The sequence below is a fragment of the Polaromonas sp. UBA4122 genome (assembly GCA_002381615.1).
GTDB lineage: Bacteria > Pseudomonadota > Gammaproteobacteria > Burkholderiales > Burkholderiaceae_C > Polaromonas.
The window spans coordinates 1-2,588 of sequence record DFWY01000124.1 but is presented as its reverse complement, the minus strand read 5'-3'; the positions used below and the strand labels follow the sequence as shown (position 1 = coordinate 2,588).

Annotated in this window: 3 protein-coding genes; all 3 read right to left on the bottom strand. The window is 53.7% G+C overall.

Annotated features, from left to right (window positions below):
• On the bottom strand, positions 1-974 hold a 974-nt coding region (gene groEL / locus B3F77_RS15335; protein ID WP_293605788.1), incomplete at its 3' end, for a chaperonin GroEL.
• Positions 975-1,143: 169 nt separating this feature from the next.
• Positions 1,144-1,434: a co-chaperone GroES gene (locus tag B3F77_RS15330; RefSeq protein ID WP_293605787.1), complete on the bottom strand. Its 291-nt coding sequence runs from the start codon at positions 1,432-1,434 to the stop codon at positions 1,144-1,146.
• Positions 1,435-2,106: 672 nt separating this feature from the next.
• Positions 2,107-2,502, bottom strand: a complete 396-nt coding sequence (locus tag B3F77_RS15325) for a hypothetical protein (protein WP_293605786.1) — start codon at positions 2,500-2,502, stop codon at positions 2,107-2,109.
• Positions 2,503-2,588: the final 86 nt, after the last annotated feature.

The following is a 2,588-nucleotide window of genomic DNA, read 5'->3' as shown; positions in this document are numbered from 1 at the left end:
ACTTCGATGCGCTTGGCCTGGCCGAGGTCAGCCAGCGTCACTTTTTCGAGCGACATGCCGACTTCTTCGGCAATCACCTTGCCGCCGGTCAGCACAGCGATGTCTTCCAGCATGGCCTTGCGGCGATCGCCGAAACCTGGGGCCTTGACAGCAACCACTTTCAGGATGCCGCGCAGGGTGTTGACCACCAGCGTAGCCAGGGCTTCGCCTTCAACTTCTTCGGCAATGATCAGCAGCGGACGGCCGGCCTTGGCAACTTGCTCCAGGGTAGGCAGCAGGTCACGGATGTTGCTGATCTTCTTGTCGTAGAGCAGCACAAAGGGGTTGTCCAGCAGAGCGGACTGCTTTTCAGGGTTGTTGATGAAGTAAGGGGAGAGGTAGCCGCGGTCAAACTGCATGCCTTCAACCACGTCAAGTTCACTTTCCAGCGACTTGCCGTCTTCGACGGTGATCACGCCTTCTTTGCCGACCTTGTCCATGGCATCGGCAATGATCTTGCCAATGGTTTCGTCGCTGTTGGCCGAGATGGAGCCGACTTGCGCGATTTCCTTGGAGGTGGTGGTGGCTTTGGAGGCCTTCTTCAGTTCGGCGACCAGGGCAGTAACTGCCTTGTCGATGCCGCGCTTCAGGTCCATCGGGTTCATGCCGGCCGCCACGTATTTCATGCCTTCGCGCACGATGGCTTGGGCCAGCACCGTCGCGGTGGTGGTGCCGTCACCGGCCAGGTCGCTGGTTTTGGAAGCCACTTCCTTGACCATCTGCGCGCCCATGTTCTGCAGTTTGTCCTTGAGTTCGATTTCCTTGGCGACGGACACACCGTCTTTGGTCACGGTGGGGGCGCCGAAAGAGCGCTCGAGCACCACGTTGCGGCCTTTGGGACCCAGGGTTACCTTGACGGCGTTGGCCAGGATGTTGACACCCTCGACCATGCGTGCGCGGGCTTCGCCGCCGAAAATGACGTCTTTTGCTGCCATGTTAATTCTCCAAAAATTCAATAAATATGTTACGAATGACTGTTGTGAGGGAAGAAAGCGTAGCGAGCAGGTGTCAGGCTAGGCGCACGGAGCACAGCAACCGGAACGTACTTGTGTACGTGAGGATTGCGAGCACCGCGCAACGACGCATGGCGCCTGCGCAGTAGCTTTATTTCTCCACAACCGCAAACAGGTCGTCTTCTTTCATGACGAGCAGTTCGTCGCCATCAACCTTGACGGTCTGGCCGCTGTATTTGCCGAACAGAACGCGGTCGCCGACTTTGACGGCCATCGGGCTGATTTCGCCCTTGTCGTTCTTTTTGCCTGGACCGATTGCCAGTACTTCGCCTTGATCAGGCTTTTCAGCAGCGCTGTCAGGAATGACGATGCCAGAAGCTGTTTTGGTTTCATTTTCCACGCGCTTGACGATCACGCGGTCATGTAAAGGACGAAGTTTCATAGGAGCTCCTTGTTTAAAAACAATGGGTTTTGAGAATCAAAAAGCACCAATTGAAAAGTTGGTGCTTATTAACTTGGTGGTTTGACAGGGCTTGTTAGCACTCAATACCATCGAGTGCCAATCATATGGGGGTTTTTGCCAATTTTCAAGGGTGGACGCTGGGTGCGTGTGTAATTGACTGTTTTGAGGCGCGTGGTTTATGTCGGGTTTCAGCTAACTCTGTACTTTTCTCACTTAACTCTGTATTTGCGGAACGCCACTCAACATTCCATTTCGCGCCACTTAACATTCAATTCTGTGGCCGCTCAGGGGGCGGGATCTATTTAGCTGAACAGATTCAATCGCCGGGGAAATGTGGATACTGAGGGTAATCACCTAGCAAATTAATTTGAATTCTCCTCAGTTGGATCGGTTTTACAATCCGTTACAGACGCCTTGAGGCACAGGAGTCGCTGATTGGGATCGAGGTCGTTTACCTGGAAAAAGGGCTATAAAGTCGGAGTTCGGACATCAGAAACCATTGGAACGAGTAGATCCAGCCGTTCGTTAAATTTCATGACGCAGCGAAAACACCTAGAAATTCCACCCAGAGTCGCATTGGCTTGGCATGATTTTTTCTCCGTCGGTTTTGGGGACCCAACTCCCCCACCTTCACCGCTGACGATTGCCCCGTTAAACGTCAACAGCCAATGGCGCTAATTCGTCGCACAGGATGAAAGCCGGCAGGCGGTTCACCGTCAAGCAGCAACGGGCAGCCGCAGAAAATTCACTAGACGATTTCGACATGGCGATCAACTCATTCCTGAGTTCAAGCAAGGTTTCGCACTCCTCGACGGTGCGTTCCCCTTTGTGTTTCTTCGCAATTCGGCTGTACTTGGCGATCTTCCTGGTGCAGTCGCGCCAAGTCTTGCGGCGCCCCCCGTCGAGCTGGCTCTGGCTTAACCCAAGATATTCAATCGCAAACTTGACCTGACTCTGCGCGGCCTCATCTAGGTCAGGGTCAGGAGCCACGCGCCCATCATCGTTGAAGACCAGCTTCAGTGGGTCGTCAGGATCAGTCGGATCCAACAGAATGGGCGACTCCTTACTCAAATCGCGCTGCTACCTGATCGGCTAAGAACTTATCCGTAGATAATGTTTACGTCCATTTTGAT